Origin of the sequence: Nonomuraea glycinis, from assembly GCF_014646515.1 — a bacterium.
Lineage (GTDB): Bacteria > Actinomycetota > Actinomycetes > Streptosporangiales > Streptosporangiaceae > Nonomuraea > Nonomuraea glycinis.
Window position 1 is genome coordinate 383,551 of sequence record NZ_BMNK01000006.1, and the last position, 13,875, is coordinate 397,425.

Annotated in this window: 14 protein-coding genes; 7 read left to right on the top strand and 7 right to left on the bottom strand. The window is 69.5% G+C overall.

The genetic code is table 11. The features are described 5' to 3' along the window. Position 1 precedes the first annotated feature (1 nt). From IEY87_RS20035 to IEY87_RS20055, 5 genes are all read right to left on the bottom strand, one after another. Positions 2 to 907: an ABC transporter permease gene (locus IEY87_RS20035; RefSeq protein WP_189140207.1), complete on the bottom strand. Its 906-nt coding sequence runs from the start codon at positions 905 to 907 to the stop codon at positions 2 to 4. Then, positions 904 to 1,911 (bottom strand): ABC transporter permease, encoded by a 1,008-nt coding sequence (locus IEY87_RS20040; RefSeq protein WP_189140208.1) that lies wholly within the window; start codon positions 1,909 to 1,911, stop codon positions 904 to 906. The genes IEY87_RS20035 and IEY87_RS20040 overlap by 4 nt, the downstream gene beginning before the upstream one ends. A gap of 6 nt (positions 1,912 to 1,917) precedes the next feature. Beyond that, positions 1,918 to 3,744: an ABC transporter substrate-binding protein gene (locus IEY87_RS20045; protein WP_189140209.1), complete on the bottom strand. Its 1,827-nt coding sequence runs from the start codon at positions 3,742 to 3,744 to the stop codon at positions 1,918 to 1,920. Between the two features lie 161 nt (positions 3,745 to 3,905). Then, positions 3,906 to 4,883: a zinc-dependent alcohol dehydrogenase family protein gene (locus IEY87_RS20050; RefSeq protein WP_189140210.1), complete on the bottom strand. Its 978-nt coding sequence runs from the start codon at positions 4,881 to 4,883 to the stop codon at positions 3,906 to 3,908. After that, positions 4,864 to 6,075: a M20 metallopeptidase family protein gene (locus tag IEY87_RS20055; RefSeq protein ID WP_189140211.1), complete on the bottom strand. Its 1,212-nt coding sequence runs from the start codon at positions 6,073 to 6,075 to the stop codon at positions 4,864 to 4,866. Before IEY87_RS20055 ends, IEY87_RS20050 begins: the two co-directional genes overlap by 20 nt. A 53-nt stretch (positions 6,076 to 6,128) precedes the next feature. On the opposite strand from IEY87_RS20055, the gene IEY87_RS20060 reads away from it, so the two are divergent. Continuing rightward, the gene (locus IEY87_RS20060; protein WP_225277508.1) at positions 6,129 to 6,932 is read left to right on the top strand and encodes an HAD-IIA family hydrolase; all 804 of its coding nucleotides are present in this window, start codon (positions 6,129 to 6,131) and stop codon (positions 6,930 to 6,932) included. A gap of 25 nt (positions 6,933 to 6,957) precedes the next feature. Next, positions 6,958 to 7,581: a hypothetical protein gene (locus IEY87_RS20065; RefSeq protein ID WP_189140213.1), complete on the top strand. Its 624-nt coding sequence runs from the start codon at positions 6,958 to 6,960 to the stop codon at positions 7,579 to 7,581. Here IEY87_RS20065 and IEY87_RS20070 read toward each other — a convergent pair. After that, positions 7,544 to 8,011 (bottom strand): NUDIX domain-containing protein, encoded by a 468-nt coding sequence (locus tag IEY87_RS20070; RefSeq protein ID WP_189140214.1) that lies wholly within the window; start codon positions 8,009 to 8,011, stop codon positions 7,544 to 7,546. The two genes, IEY87_RS20065 and IEY87_RS20070, sit on opposite strands and share 38 nt — an antisense overlap. Before the next feature lie 80 nt (positions 8,012 to 8,091). On the opposite strand from IEY87_RS20070, the gene IEY87_RS20075 reads away from it, so the two are divergent. The 3 genes from IEY87_RS20075 (at position 8,092) to IEY87_RS20085 (ending at position 11,770) form a co-directional block, all read left to right on the top strand. Further along, positions 8,092 to 9,015: an acyl-ACP desaturase gene (locus tag IEY87_RS20075; protein WP_189140215.1), complete on the top strand. Its 924-nt coding sequence runs from the start codon at positions 8,092 to 8,094 to the stop codon at positions 9,013 to 9,015. 9 nt (positions 9,016 to 9,024) lie between these two features. Next, a complete protein-coding gene (locus IEY87_RS20080; protein WP_189140216.1) occupies positions 9,025 to 11,004 on the top strand; it encodes an ABC1 kinase family protein in 1,980 nt (659 codons plus the stop codon). A 232-nt stretch (positions 11,005 to 11,236) separates the two neighbouring features. Continuing rightward, positions 11,237 to 11,770: an NADPH-dependent FMN reductase gene (locus tag IEY87_RS20085; RefSeq protein WP_189140217.1), complete on the top strand. Its 534-nt coding sequence runs from the start codon at positions 11,237 to 11,239 to the stop codon at positions 11,768 to 11,770. Positions 11,771 to 11,830: 60 nt separating this feature from the next. On the opposite strand, the gene arfB is transcribed toward IEY87_RS20085, so the two are convergent. Further along, positions 11,831 to 12,238, bottom strand: a complete 408-nt coding sequence (arfB, locus tag IEY87_RS20090; protein WP_189140218.1) for an alternative ribosome rescue aminoacyl-tRNA hydrolase ArfB — start codon at positions 12,236 to 12,238, stop codon at positions 11,831 to 11,833. A gap of 198 nt (positions 12,239 to 12,436) precedes the next feature. Between arfB and IEY87_RS20095 the strand changes: the two genes are divergently transcribed. Continuing rightward, positions 12,437 to 13,267, top strand: coding sequence for a hypothetical protein (locus tag IEY87_RS20095; RefSeq protein ID WP_189140219.1), 831 nt, complete (start codon positions 12,437 to 12,439; stop codon positions 13,265 to 13,267). Continuing rightward, the gene (locus tag IEY87_RS20100) at positions 13,264 to 13,860 is read left to right on the top strand and encodes an HAD family hydrolase (RefSeq protein WP_189140220.1); all 597 of its coding nucleotides are present in this window, start codon (positions 13,264 to 13,266) and stop codon (positions 13,858 to 13,860) included. Before IEY87_RS20095 ends, IEY87_RS20100 begins: the two co-directional genes overlap by 4 nt. Positions 13,861 to 13,875: the final 15 nt, after the last annotated feature.

Genomic DNA, 13,875 nt, shown 5'->3' on the forward strand with positions numbered 1-13,875 from the left:
GCTACTCCTCACGCAGCCGGGGGTTGAAGATCTCGTCCATGGCGTCCACCACGAGCACGATGCCGAGCGTCAGCAGCAGGATCGCGAGCAAGGGCGCCATCAGGTAGCCCAGCGCGTTCGGCTGGATCATGGCCCCTGCCTGGAACACGGCCAGGTTGAGCATGACCCCCCAGTTGTCGGACTCGTACGGCAGAACACCGAGGAAGAACAGGCCCACCTGCGCATAGACCGCACCCGTGACCGAGATGAGCATGTTCATCGCGATATAGGGGGCCATGCTGGGCAGCAGTTCCCTGCTCACGATGTGTCTCGTGGACAGGCCGAGCCCGCGCGCCGCCTCGATGAAGCCGCGCTCCCGCAGTGACAGCGTCTGCGCGCGCACCGCCCTGGCCACCCCGCCCCAGCCGAGCAGGCCGAGCACCAGGCCCATCTGGATCGGGCTGCCGAACTTCCACACGGTCGCCAGCACCAGCAGCAGCGGCAGACCGGGGATGGTGAGCTTCATGTCGGTGATCCGCATCAGCACCGTGTCCCAGCGCCCCCGCTTGAAGCCGGAGAACAGGCCGAGCGAGGTGCCGACGACGACCGTGATGACCGCGGTCACCGCCGCGCACAGCAGGACGTAGCGGGAGCCCGTGATCACCAGCGCCAGCACGTCCCGGCCCTGTGGGTCGGTGCCGAACCAGTGCGCCCAGCTCGGCGGCTGGGTGATCTGGTTGGCGTCGCCCGGCAGGTTGCCCGGGTAGAACATCGGCCCGAAGACGCCCATGAAGGCGAAGCCGGCGCAGATGATCACACCGGCCATCCGGCTCGGCTTGCGCTTCATCACCCGCCATACGCCGCGCCAGAAGTTGCGGCGTATGGTCCCGGTGGCCGACGCCGCCTCGGGGATGAGTGTGGCGCTCATGCCGACTCCTCTCCGCTGCGCACCCGTGGGTCGATGACTGTGTAGAACAGGTCGGCCACGATGTTCGCGATGATGATCGCGCCCGTGATCAGCAGGAAGGCGCCGCCCATGGTCGCGTAGTCACGCTCGTTGACGCTGTCGATGAGCAGCAGCCCGAGCCCCGGATAGTTGAAGATCTTCTCGATGAAGACCGCGCCGCCCATCAGCAGCCCCAGGGAGAGGGCGAGGATGGTGAACAGCGGCAGGATGGCGTTGCGCGCGATGTAACGGAAGACGATCGAGCGCTTCATGCCCCGCAGTTCAGCGGCCAGGATGAAGTCATCGCCCAGCACGGTCACCACGCTGGACTTCATGGCCAGGATCCAGCCGCCGTAGGCCGACAGCGCGTAGGTGACCACCGGCAGCACCGCGTGCTCGGCGAGCGAGCCGATGTAGCCGGCGTTGAAGCCCGGCTCGAACAGGATGTCCACCGGCCCGTCGGCCGGCAGGATCGGGATGAGCGTCGCGAAGATCACCACGAGCAGCATCGCCAGCACATACTGCGGAATGCCGTGCAGCAGGGATCCCGAGATGGCCAGGGCGTCACCCAGCTTGCCGGTGCGCTTGATCGCCGCGTACACCCCGAGGATGATCCCGACGAGGAAGCTGACCAGCGTGCCGATCAGCACCGGTAGAACGGTCCATTTCGCCTTTTCGAGGAGCACGTCCAGCACCGGGGTGCCCGGCCTGGTGACGGACTGGCCGAGATCCAGGCGGAACAGGCCGGCCATGTAGTCGAGGTACTGCTGCCACATCGAGCCGTCCGGCTGGAAGCCGTACAGCACCTTGACCGACTGCGCGGCCGCCTCCGGCGACGCGCCCTGCTCGATCAGCTCCTCGAAGCGAGCCGCCATGGGATCGCCGGGGATGTTGTTGATGATGAAGAAGCTGATCGTGGCGACGACGAGGATCATGACGAACCCGCGGGCCAGGTGGCCCGCGAGTCGCTTGGCGATAGGTGTCATAAGCCGCTACTTCTTTGCCTTGATCATGCCGGTCTGGATCCACACACCGGACAGGAGCACCTTGGCGCCGGAACGGAGGATCTCGTCGTCATGCGGCCAGCCGGTGAAGCGGCTGTTGTTGACGAACTGGTTGTTGACGTAGTCCCAGAGCTGGATGACGGGCAGGTCCTGGTTGGCGGCCTTGGCCAGCTGCGCCATGATCGGCTTGGCCTCATCCGCGGTGGACGAGTTGAGCTTGCCGGTCAGCTCGCCAGGGTTGATCTTGGCGCCGTCGACCTCGATCTCCTCGGCGCCGCCCATCCAGTTGCCGCTCTTGCCGGCGGGGGAGTGCGAGACCTTGCCCGCGACGTTGGCCCAGCCGTTGGAGGCGCCGTAGAGGCGCTGGAAGATGTCGTACGGCGCGGGGCCGAGTGCCATCAGCCAGAAGCCCGCGTCATACTTGCCAGCCGCCAGCTCCTCCAGGTAGAGCGGGTAGTCGGTGGTGGTGACGACTTCAGCGTCGACCCCGGCCTTGATGAGCTGGCTCTTGATGTTCTCCTGGGCGGACAGCCAGTCGGAGAAGCCGGACGGCGCGTGCATGGACATCTTCCACGGCTTGCCGTCGGCCAGCGTCCACTTGCCGTCCTTCTTGGTCAGCCCGGCCGCCTTGAACTCCTCCTCGGCCTTGGCCACGTCCGTCTTGTACGGCTCCAGCTCGCCCACTGTCTCGGGGATCCACGCCTGCGCGGCCTTCTGGTGGATGCCGCTGGTGGTGGTCGCCGCCGTGCCGCCCTCGGGCGAGGCGACCTTGGTGACCTCTTCGCGATTGATGAGGTAGGCCAGGCCTCTGCGGACATGCACGTTGTCGTAGGGCTTCTTGGACTGGTTGAACGCCAGGCCCACGGCCACCGGTGAGTAGCCCTTGATGACCTCGCTGCCCGGCGCCGCCTTGATCCGGTTCATCACGTCGGTGGGGGCCGCGACGAAGCCGGAGTGGTCGAGCTTGCCGGAGCTCAGGTAGTTCCAGATCTGCTCGTTGCCGGTGTAGTTGAGGAACTTCACCTGGGAGGGGGCGACGTTGGCGGCGTTGAAGAAGTTCTTGTTCTTGACCAGCAGGGCTTCGCCGGGGTTGACCCGCTCCAGCACGAACGGACCAGCGGACACGTCCTTCGGCGGGGCAAAGGCCAGCACCTTCGCACCCAGGGCCAGGATCTCCTCCCGCGCCTTCTCCGCGTCGGCGCCCTCACCACGCGAGGCCTTCAACTTGTCCCAGAAGTCGGCGGGCAGCACGCTGGACCACACGTGTGCGGGCAGCACGATGGTGTCGAAAACTCCCCGAGCGAACTTGGGGCTGGGATTGGCCATGTCCTGTGTGATCTTCACGGTCGTGTTGTCCACGACGGTGACCTCAGCGGCGGCGCCCGCCGCGCCGGGGGTGGTCGAGAAGGCCGTACTGCCCTGGGTGTAGGCGACTCCGATGGAGAACCTGACGTCCTCGGCGGTGACGCTCTTGCCGTCGGACCACTTGGCGTTCGGCTGGAGCTTGAGGGTGATGGAGGAGTTGTCCGGAGCGATCTCCCAGCTCGCCGCGATGCCGGGCAGAGCCTGGTTGGGGTCCGTCAGATGGTTGTTGACCCAGGCGATGTTCATCGCGTTGTAGCCGACGAACGAGTTGCCCTTGGGGGCGTACGGGTTGGCCGGGGCCGATGGCTCAAGGCCCGGCCTGTTCACGTCGATCGTGGTGAAGAGGCCGCCCCCACCGCCCGAACCGGACTGGTTGGTGGTGCCGCCGCCGCTGCAGGCCGTGACGGCGGCGAGGCTCGCCAGCGTCACTACCGCTGCTAGTCGCTTCATGTACCGCTCCGGGGAAGTTCGGACCTGATGAGGATCTGTTGGGGTTGACCGGACCCTACGGTCGGGGGCGGGGCGCGTCAATAATCTCCAGTGGTTGTGAGGCTAATGTAACTTTCCTTCATGCCCCTGCGAGATGACGCTTCTTTCCACGCTGCGTGTCCTCAGCATACGTGCAGAACGGCAGCGCCTTTGACCTGGTCATTGGACAGATCTGTCAGGGCTTGGTCAGCGTCCTCGAAGGCGTAGGGGACGCTGCGCACCACGGGCGGATGCGCTCGTACCAGATCCAGGTAAGCGCGGCCGTCCGCTCGGGTGTTGGCGGTGACGCTGCGCAGCGTCCGCTCCTGGAACAGGTGCCGGTCGTAGTTCAGTGACGGGATGTCGGTCAGATGGATCCCGGCCACGGCGAGCGTGCCGCCCCGATCGAGCGCCTCCAGCGCGACGGGCACCAGCTCGCCGGCGGGCGCGAACAGGATGGCCGCGTCGAGCGGCTCCGGCGGCCGGTCCAGCGCGGAGGCGGCGCCCAGCTCCAGGGCCAGCTCCCGGTGCGCGGCCGCCCTGGTGACCACGTGCACGACGGCGCCCAGCGCGATCGCGGCCTGCGCGGTCAGGTGCGCCGACGCGCCGAAGCCGTACACGCCCAGCCGGCCGCCCGGCGGCAGGTCGCAGCGCAGCAGCGCCCGGTAGCCGACGATCCCCGCGCACAGCAGCGGCGCCAGCCGCTCGGCCGGCACGTCCTCAGGGAGCGGGTACACGTACGCGGCGGGCGCCGTCAGATACTCGGCGAAGCCGCCGTCGGCGTCCCAGCCGGTGTAGGTGGAGGAGGGGCAGAGGTTCTCCTGGTCACGCAGGCAGTAGCGGCAGCTTCCGCAGGTCGAGCGCAGCCAGGCCACGCCGGCGCGGCCCCCGTCGCTTCCGTCGGGCCGCACCACGCGCCCCACCACCTGATGGCCGGGCGTCGTCAGCGGCCGGTGCGGCGCCAGATCCCCCTCCGCCAGGTGCAGGTCGGTCCGGCACACGCCGCACGCTGCGACGCGCACCAGCACCTCGCCGGGCCGGGGGACCGGCACCGGCCGCTCCACCATCCGCAGCGGCCGGGACCCCATCGGGCCGGGCCGGTCAACCGCCCAGGCTCGCATCGGCGGTGCTCAGCCGGGTGTGCGCGAGCGAGGCGTAGAGCGCGGCCCCGTCCGGCAGCACCGCGTCGTCGAACTGCGCCTCGGGGGAGTGGTTGTAGGCCGCGGTCGCCGGGTCGCGGTCCGGCGGGCAGGCGCCGAGGAAGACGAACGCGCCCGGCACCTCCGCCAGTACGTACGAGAAGTCCTCCGAGCCCATGACCGGCTGCGGCGCGACGAAGTAACGGCCGGGCCCGAACAGCGCGTCCGCCGTCCGCCCGGCGAAGTCGGCCTCGGTGGGATCGTTGACCGTCACCGGATAGCCCATCCCGAACGACGCCTCCACGCCCAGCCCGTGCGCCGCCGCGATGCCCTCCACCACCTCCACCAGCCGCCGCTTCACCAGCGCCCGGTTGCTCTTGCTGAAGGTGCGCACCGTGGCCTCGAAGCGGGCCTCGTCCGGGATGACGTTGTCGGTGGACCCGGCGTGGAAACTGCCCACCGTGACCACGACGGGATCGAACACGTCGAACGTCCTGGTGACCATCGACTGCAGCGCCGAGACCATCTCGCAGCCCGCCTGGATCGGGTCCTTGGCCCGGTGCGGGGTGGAGCCGTGCCCGCCACTGCCCTTGACCGTCACGGTGAACACGTCGGCCGCCGCCATGATCGGGCCGGGCCGGGAGGCGAACACCTTCGGCGGCAGGATCGAGGAGACGACGTGCATGCCGTAGGCGGCGGCCGGAGGCGTGCCCGTCACGTTCAGCACCCCCTCGTCGATCATGTGCTTGGCGCCTTCATACCCCTCCTCACCTGGTTGGAACATGAAGATCACGTCCCCCGCCAGCTCCTCGCGCCGGGCGCTCAGCAGGTGCGCGGCGCCCGCCAGCATCGTGGTGTGCAGGTCGTGCCCGCAGGCGTGCATCCGCCCGTCGATCTGGGAGATGTACGGCAGGTCGTTGCGTTCGGCGACGGGCAGCGCGTCCATGTCCCCGCGCAGCAGCACGGCGGGCCCCGGCCGGCCGCCCCGCAGGACGGCGGTGATCGAGCTGAGGCCCGATCCGAGGGTGATCTCCAGCGGCAGCCCGTCGAGGGCGGTGAGCACCTTCTCCTGGGTGCGCGGCAGCGCCAGGCCCAGCTCCGGTGTGGTGTGCAGCGAGTGACGCAACTGGACGAGCTCGTCCCGCATGTCCTGCGCGGATTCGGTGAACGACATGAAGAACATTGTTCACGTACGGGGTGGGAAGTCGATATGCCGGAATCGGTACGATGGGCCGCGTGACCGACCGAAGGAAGATCGACTACTGGCTGTCCGACATGGACGGCGTCCTCGTGCACGAGGGGCGGCCGGTGCCCGGGGCCGACACGTTCATCAAGCGGCTCAGCGAGTCGGGCATGCCCTTCAGGGTCCTGACGAACAACTCCATCTACACCCAGCGCGACCTGTCCGTACGGCTGGCCGGCGCCGGTCTCGACGTGCCGGCCGAGTCCATCTACACCTCGGCGCTGGCCACCGCGCAGTTCCTCGACGACCAGCGGCCGGGCGGCTCCGCCTACGTGATCGGCGAGGCCGGGCTGACCACCGCGATGCACGCGGCCGGCTACGTGCTCACCGACCTCGACCCCGACTACGTGGTGCTCGGCGAGACCCGCACCTACAGTTTCACCCAGATCACCCGCGCCATCCGCCTCATCGAGGCGGGCGCCCGCTTCATCGCCACCAACCCGGACCCGGTCGGCCCCTCGACCGAGGGCTCACTGCCCGCCTGCGGCGCGGTCGCCGCCATGATCACCCGGGCCACGGGCGTGGAGCCGTACTTCGTCGGCAAGCCCAACCCGCGGATGATGCGCAGCGCGCTCAACGAGATCGGCGGCCACAGCGAGACCACCGCCATGATCGGCGACCGGATGGACACCGACATCGTCTCCGGCATGGAGGCGGGCCTGTTCACCATTCTCGTGCTCACCGGTGTCACTCAGCGCCACGAGATCGACCGCTTCCCCTACCGCCCCTCCCTGATCGTCGACTCGGTCGCCGATCTGATCGATCTGGTCGAACCCGCAGGACGCTGACCAGCGAAAGTGATTGTCTGGCAGCATGACCCGTATCTACCTCGAACTAGGGACGAAGAAGGTCTTCGCCTGCTCGCTGGACTGGCCCGGCTGGTGCCGGCTGGCCAAGGACGAACAAGCCGCGATCGACCGGTTCATGGACTACGCGCCGCGCTACCGGGTGATCGCCGAGCGGACCGGGCTGGCGTTCGAGCCCGGTGAACCGGTGGTGGTCGCGCAGGTGAAGGGCGGCGACATGACCGACTTCGGGGTCCCGTACGAGGTCCCGGACCTGGACCTCCAGCCGTTCGACGAGGCGACGGCGCGGCGCGAGGTGGCGCTGCTGCGGACCGCCTGGGAGCTGTTCGACGAGGTGGCCGCCGTCGCGCCGGAGGACCTGCGCAAGGGCCCGCGCGGCGGCGGGCGCGACCTGACCAAGATCGTGCACCACGTGGAGGACTCCGAGCGCGCCTACGCCCGCAAGGTCGGCGTCAAGCATCGGCCGCTGAAGTCCCGGGCGGACCGGGAGGCGATGCGGGCGGAGCTGGCCGAGACGCTGTCACGCGCCTGGCAGCCGCCGCTGGAGACCGGCTGGCCGCCGAGCTACGCCAGGCGGCGGCTCGTCTGGCACGTCATCGACCATCTGTGGGAGATCGAGGATCGGCGATGAGCCGCGGCAGGGCCGTGATGTGGGCCGACAGGTAGGCGGCCACCGCCTCGGGGACGAGGTGGCGTGAGGTGATCTCCGACTCCGCCAGCGGGAGCCGCTCCACCTCGTAGACGCCGCGCGAGGGGTCCTCGAACTCGGGGCCGTGCCGCAGGGCCGGATCCATCGACAGCAGGCGGCATCCGTACACGTGCTGGATCTTGACCCCGCCCTGCCACGGGTAGCTGACCGTGGTCAGCGGGGTCACGGCGGAGACGGTCGCGCCGAGCTCCTCCAGGAGCTCGCGGTGCAGGGTGTGCTCCAGGGTCGCGTCGCCGGGCTCCACATGGCCGCCCGGCACCGACCAGTAGATGTCACGGTCGGGCACGGTGCGCCGGAAGATCACCAGGCGCTCGTCCTGATCCAGCAGAATGCCCCGCACACTGGGTTGCATACGGACCACCTTATTCGCCCTGTATCTCCTTCCGGTAATCTAACTTACGGTGCCGTAACCTTGAGGGAGAGGATCCTTGCATGGCGATGACCCAGACGCAGCTCCTGCACGAGCTGGAGCCCGTGGTGGCGGGGGAGCTCGACCGCCACGAGAAGGTGGCCAAGGAGTGGTTCCCGCACGAGTACATCCCGTGGAGCGAAGGCCGTGACTTCGACGGCATCTACGGGGGCGAGGCCTGGCAGGAGAGCCACTCCAAGCTGCCCGAGCCGGCGCGCGTGTCGCTCGTCGTCAACCTGCTGACCGAGGACAACCTGCCGAGCTACCACCACGAGATCGCCAGCACCTTCGGCCGTGACGGCGCCTGGGGCACCTGGGTGCACCGCTGGACGGCCGAGGAGGACCGGCACGGCACCGCGCTGCGCGACTATCTGACCGTCACCCGCGCGGTCGACCCGGTCGCGCTGGAGCGGGCCCGCATGGAGCACATGCAGAGCGGCTTCATCACCGAGTACGACACGATGCTGCAGCAGCTCGCCTACGTGTCGTTCCAGGAGCTGGCCACCCGGATCGCGCATCGCAACACCGGCAGGGCCTCCGGCGACGAGGGCTGCGAGCGCCTGCTCGCCCGCATCGCCGCCGACGAGAACCTGCACATGCTCTTCTATCGCAACCTGCTCAAGGCCGCCTTCGAGCTGGACCCGAACCAGACCATGCGGGCGGTGACCGATGTCGTCACCACCTTCCAGATGCCCGGCTCCAACATCCAGGGCTTCGCCCGCAAGGCCATGATCATCGCGCACGAGGGCATCTACGACCTTCGCCTGCACCTGGACGACGTGCTCATGCCGGTGTTGCGCCAGTGGGCGGTGTTCGACCAGACCGGTCTCAACGCCGAGGGGGAGCAGGCCCGCGAGGAGCTGTCGGCCTACCTGGAGAGGGCCGACGCCACGGCGGCCAGGTTCGTCGCCCGGCGTGAGGAGCGTAAGGCGCGCGCCATGAAATGATTCATCCCCATGGATGCACCTGTCGCACTGATTGTCGCGCTTGTCACGTTACTGATGATCGTGGCGCTGGCCACGGCGGCGCGGCGGCTGCTGGGCGTCAGATTCGGGGTGATCCGCACATTCCTGGCAGCTCTGCTGGCCTTCGTCCTGGCCGGGCCGCTGCTGTCACCGATCCTCGGCTCGTTGAACGGCACCGGGGTGGCGGGCGACCCCGGCATCGGGCCGGTGTGGGTGCTGTTCCTCGTCGCGATGTGCGTCGTGCTCATCCCGATGGTCATCCTGGTGCTCGCCGAGGCGCTGGTGCCGCCGGGCTCGATCCCGGGACCGCTGGAGTTCTTCCGATCGCTGCGCGGCCGGATCTCCCGGGCCAGGCGCTACTCCCAGATCACCAGGATCGCCGTCCGGCACGGCCTCGGCCCCTACCTGCGCGGCAGGGGCGAGCGCCTGACGGACCGGCCGGGCACGGTCCGGCTGGCCCGCTCCCTGCGCGAGGCGCTGGACGAGGCGGGCGTCACCTTCGTCAAGCTCGGACAGGTGCTGTCCACCAGGCGTGACCTGCTGCCGGCCGAGTTCATCGACGAGCTCGGCCTCCTGCAGGACCAGGTGGCGCCGGTGCCCTGGGAGCAGATCGAGCCGGTGCTCGCCGCCGAGTTCGGCGGGCCGGTGGACAAGGTGTTCGCCGCGTTCGACACCGAGCCGCTGGCCGCCGCCTCGATCGCGCAGGCCTACACCGCCCGCCTGCACACCGGTGAGAGCGTGGTGGTCAAGGTGCGGCGGCCGGGCATCGGCCCGACCGTGGACCGAGACCTCGACATCGTCCGGCGGCTGGCCGGCACGCTGGAGTCCAGGACCCGCTGGGGCCGCTCGCTCGGCGTGGGCGACCTGGCCGAGGGCTTCGCGATCGCCATCAGGGAAGAGCTGGACTTCCGCGTCGAGGCGGTCAACATGGCGGCCGTCGCCGCCACCAACGGGGGCGGCGTCACCTACCCGGCCCCGATCGGCCCCATGTGCACCGAGCGCGTGCTGGTCATGCAGCGCCTGGTGGGCGGGCCGGTGACCAGGGCATCCGCCGAGCAGGGGCCGCGGCTCGCCCGCGACCTGCTGGACTGCCTGCTCAGGCAGATCCTCGTGGAAGGCGTCTTCCACGCCGACCCGCACCCCGGCAACCTCATGCTGCTCGACGACGGCGGCCTCGGCCTGCTCGACTTCGGCTCGGTCGGCCGCCTCGACGCCTCCATCCGCTCGGCTCTGCAGCGCTTCCTGCTGGCCATGAACCGGCAGGACCCGCTCGGCGTGACCGACGCGCTGCTGGAGGTGGTGCCCCGGCCGGAGGAGATCGACGAGGCCGCGCTGGAGCGGGCGCTCGGCCAGTTCATGGCCAAGAACCTCGGGCCCGGCATGAACAGCGTCCAGATGTTCACCGACCTGTTCAAGATCGTCTCCGCGTACGGGCTGTCGATCCCGCCGGAGGTCGCCGCCGTCTTCCGGGCGCTGGCGACGCTCGAAGGCACTCTTGTACGACTCTCGCCCGGCTTCGACCTCATCGGGGAGGCCCGCGCGTTCGCCGGCCGTCACCTGTCCGAGAAGCTCGACGGCGGCACCCTCAAGGAGGCCGCCACCCAGGAGCTCGCCGCCCTGATCCCCATGCTGCGCCGCCTGCCCCGGCGGGTCGAGCGCATCGCCAGCTCCGCCGAGCACGGCCGCCTCGGGCTCAACGTGCGCCTGCTCGCCGACGACCGCGACCGCCGCTTCGTCACCGGCCTGCTGCACCAGGTGCTGCTCACCGTGCTGGGCGCCACCGCGGGGCTGATGGCGGTCCTGCTGCTCGGCACCGACGGCGGCCCACGGGTGAGCGGCGCGCTCGACCTGAGCCTGTTCGAGCTCATCGGCTACAACCTGCTGGTCATCTGCGCCATCCTCGTGCTGCGCGTGCTCGTCCTGATCTTCCGGCGTCCCCGTGACGCCGAGCCGCACCGCCCAATGGTGTAAATCAGGCGGCTCGGGCATAGGTCTACAAGCCAGTACATCTTCTTGACCAGTGGATGGTCTTGGACATCCACGGCATCGGGCAGGTTTCCGACTACCGGCCCACATCCTTCAGGGAGTCGTGGGCAGTGGCTCCTCCCCATCGACGCCATGCAGGGCGTATGTCGTTCACTGGGACGAGAGGGATCAAGATGCGCACAACCGGATTCGCCCTTCCCTCCGCTGTGGGTGCCGGATGAGGGTCGTCGGGATCGCCGCCAGTCTCCACGCGGGTTCGTACATCAACAGACTGCTGGAGGCGGTGCGCGGCGAGCTGCCGCCCGGCGTCGGCTTCGAGGCGTGGCAGGGACTGGGTGAGGTGCCGCCCTATGGGCCGGGTCCGGTGCCCGCGGTGGTGCGCGAGCTGCTCACCCTGATCGAGGAGGCGGACGCGATCGTGCTCACCGCTCCCGAGCACAGCCTGCTGCCGCCCGAGCTGGACCACACGCTGTCGTGGATGTCGGCGGGCGGCGGGCTGGCGGGGCGGCACGTGGCCGTCATGTGCGCCAGCGCGCGGGCCTGCGGGGCCATGTGGGCTCAGGCGGAGCTCTTCAAGGAGCTGGTCGCGGCGGGGGCGGTGGTGATGGGGGCCGAGCTCGTCATCTCGCCGGTCTGCCCGCACTTCGACGAGGACGGCCGGCTGTGGGCCCGGGAGTTGCGCGCCCAGGTGCGCGAGGTGATCTCGCAGCTCTGCCCGGCGCAGATCAGGGAGCCGGTGCTGTCGAGGTGACGGCGCTGTCGTGGTGACGGTGCTGTCGGGGTGACGGTGCTGTCGTGGTGACGGTGGGGCTCAGAGGTCGCGGCGCAGGCGTTTGAGGTCGGAGCGGCGCTTCTTGCCGGCGATGCGGCGCTCGACCGCGCCGCGGCTCGGCTTGGTGGGGCGGCGGCGCTTGGGCGGCGGCGCGATGGCCTCGCGGATGCGCTGAGCCAGCCGCTGCTCGGCCGCCTCCCTGTTGCGCAGCTGGGAGCGGTACTCGGAGGCGGCGATGGTGATCACGGCGGCGCCGAGCCGCTCCACCGCCCGGGCCTTCAGCGCCGGTGACAGCGCGGTGCTCGCCGCCACGTCGAAGGTGAGCTCGACCCGGCTGTCGGTGGTGTTGACGCCCTGGCCGCCGGGGCCGGAAGAGCGGGAGAAACGCCATACGAGCTCGGCGTCGGGGATGACGACCGAGGCGTTGACGACCAGCGGGCCGGGCATGGCAAGGTGCTCCTGATTCTGAAATATCCCTCGTAAGCGAGTCTCACCGTATCTGTACGACATATGCGGCGAGCAACAGCATTTCCGTATATGGCGACCTGTGCGAGAGGGTTCGGCTTGACGGCCGCACGCGGGCGGCGTATGCCAATATCGCGCGGAAACTACGAGGCAGAAGACCTTTCCAGGCAGGGAGTCGCTGTGGCGGGCAGTACGGCGGGCATCGTCGGCGTGCACGGGATCGGCAAGTACAACTATTACCTCGACGCCGGCCGCTCGGCCACGGGGGCGGCGGAGGCGATGCGCCTCAAATGGGACCGCTACTTGCACGCCTCCCTCGGCGGGCAGGCGCGCGGCTACTTCAGCGAGGTGGCGTACTTCTCCCACCTGCTCGCCGAGGACGAGGGCGGCGACGATCCGCGGCGGGTCGCGGCGGTGGAGGCGTCCACCCAGCGGGTGGTGGCCGGCTGGGCCGCCAACCTGGGGTTCGGCGAGCACTTCACGGGGGCGCTCAGGTCGTTCACCGGCTGGCTGCTGACCAGGCTCGACCGCAGGTCGGCGGCGTTCGCCGAGCTGTTCGCGCCGGAGGTGGCCATCTACCTGGCCGACCAGGAGAAGCGGGAGCTGGCCAGGCGGACCGTAGCCGAAGCTATCCGGAAAAATCAGCCTAAAGTGGTGATCGCGCACTCGCTGGGCAGCGTCGTCGCCTACGAGACCCTCTGGGCCCACCCGGAGCTCGAAGTCGACCTGCTGCTCACCCTCGGCAGCCCCCTCGGCATGCGCAACGTCATCTTCGAACGCCTGCTGCCCGCCCCCATCAACGGCCGGGGCGAGCGCCCCAAGGGCGTGCGCCGCTGGGTGAACATCGCCGACAAGGACGACATCGCCGCCATCCCGCCCGCCCTGGCGAGCAGCTTCACCGGCGTCGACGTCGAGGAGCTGGTCAACCTGGACTGGATCGACTTTCACACCGCGGAGAAATACCTCGGCTGCCCGGCCCTGCACCCGCATCTGCGACCATTCCTGGGGTGAACTGGATTCTCCTGGACTACGGCAACGTCCTGTCCCTCGCCCAGCCCGCCGCCGACGCCGAGGCGATGGCCCACGCGGCCGGCGCCGACCCGGCGGCGTTCGGGCAGGGCTACTGGCAGCACCGCCTGGCGTTCGACGCCGGCTCCCTGACCCCGGCGGACTACTGGTCGCTGGTGGCCGGCAGGCCGGTGACCGGAGCCGAGCTCGACCGCCTGATCGCGCTGGACGTGGCGAGCTGGGCCCATCCCGACGAGGAGGCGGTCGCCCTCCTGGGTGAGCTGCTGGCCGCCGGCCGCGACGTCGCCCTGCTGTCGAACGCGCCGGCCCGCGTCGCCGACGGCCTGGACGAGCTGCCCTGGGTCGCCGCCATCCCCCGCCGCTTCTACAGCGGCAGGATGGGCCTGGCGAAGCCGGACCGGAAGATCTACGAAGAGGTCGCGCGCGAGCTCGGCGCCGACCCCGCCGGCGTGCTCTTCGTCGACGACCGCCCGGAGAACGTCACGGCCGCCGAGGCAGCCGGCATGACCGGCATCCACTACACCGGCGCCGCCTCCCTGCGCACGACGCTGGGCCTGTCAGCTTCTCGGCCGTGAACGACCGAGCTTGCA